Below are 1383 nucleotides of genomic sequence, written 5' to 3'. Positions count from 1 at the left end.
ATGTTGGGTGGAGTGGACAACTTTTCCGATGAATTACGACCTTATATCAGCGATGCCGACATCCGTTATTGCGGCAGTTTCGCAAGCTATAGTCGCATGGTCTGTACTGGATGGTTCAGCAACGGTGATGAGTCTGGCATTATTTGGAACCCTGAATGGAGCAGCAGCCGGCATCGCATTACCTGCATCCTCCGCACTGGTTCCCCAGACTGTTCCAGTACAGAATTTGCGTGCAGCCAACGCATTAATCCAGCTTGGTATTTATAGTGGTACGGTTATTGGCGCTTCGCTAGGTGGGATCCTGACGAGTTCTGTTGGACCAGGGTGGGGACTGGCAATTGATGCAGTGGGCTTCGCAGCCTCTGCGCCGCTTTATTTCTTCATTCGCGTTACGTCAATCAAAGCATGTCCATCACCCGGTAATATCCTACAGGACTTAAAAGAAGGGTGGAAAGAATTCGCCAGCCGAGCTTGGGTATGGACAATTGTCGTCCAATTCACCATTATCAATGCTGCATTTAGTGGTGTGGTGATGGTGCTCGGCCCTGTGATTGCTGATGCTTCTTTTGGGCGAACCAATTGGGGTATTATTGTTGCTGCGCAGAGTGTTGGCCTTATCGCAGGTTCGTTCCTCGCCTTGAGATGGCGTCCACGCCGCGACCTCTTTATTAGTGTAATGCTGGTTGCACTTTGCGCAGTGCCAATTTTTATACTTAGTCAGCCTGCTTCTGCATCGTGGCTTATTGCAGCTTTTTTTATTGCTGGCGTAACTTTTGGCCTATTCGGCGTATCCTGGGCTCATTCACTACAAACTCATATTCCGCAGGAAAAACTGGCTCGCGTATATGCCTATGACGCTGTGGGTTCGTTTGTAGCCATTCCCTTCGGTGAACTGGTCGCCGGACCGCTGGCAATACATTATGGTAGTAGCAATGTGCTTCTGGTTTCAGCAATGGCAGTTGTCATAGCAACGTTAGGAACCTGCCTGGTCCCTGCGATAAGACAGCTCGATAATTCCTCACAGGTTAAGCCGCAAAAGGCTACGCCCTCCTCATGATGATGCTCAAAAAAACCACAAAGTTCGGGATATAAACCAAAGCTAAAGACTATAGAAGACAGTGGCGAATTTTTAAGGAATTAGCATTCTTCCCGAACTGTTAAATATCCGCTTATGGCACAGGGCTGCTGTCGCAGCCCTGATAACGTCAAACCTCGATCGATTCAGATATCTCCAGAGCATCATCGACTTCAATGCCCAGATACCGAACTGTACTTTCCAGTTTCTTGTGGCCCAGAAGGAGTTGGATCACTCTGAGATTCTTGGTTTTCTTGTATATCAGATAAGGTTTTGTTCTTCTCATGGAATGTGTACTGTACAAAGAG

Annotated in this window: 1 protein-coding gene and 1 pseudogene; one reads left to right on the top strand and one right to left on the bottom strand. The window is 47.9% G+C overall.

The window, feature by feature from the left end:
* Positions 1-1057: MFS transporter (locus SJI19_RS24615; RefSeq protein WP_323480863.1), on the top strand; the 1057-nt coding region annotated here is incomplete at its 5' end.
* Between the two features lie 148 nt (positions 1058-1205).
* Here the strand turns inward: SJI19_RS24615 and SJI19_RS24610 are convergent.
* Positions 1206-1383 (bottom strand): annotated as a pseudogene (locus tag SJI19_RS24610) (integrase); the annotation flags it as partial.

The sequence above is a fragment of the Acerihabitans sp. TG2 genome (genome assembly GCF_035013185.1).
GTDB lineage: Bacteria > Pseudomonadota > Gammaproteobacteria > Enterobacterales > Enterobacteriaceae > Acerihabitans.
The sequence above is the reverse complement of the archived record's forward strand: the minus strand, read 5'-3'. Positions and strand labels throughout refer to the sequence as shown.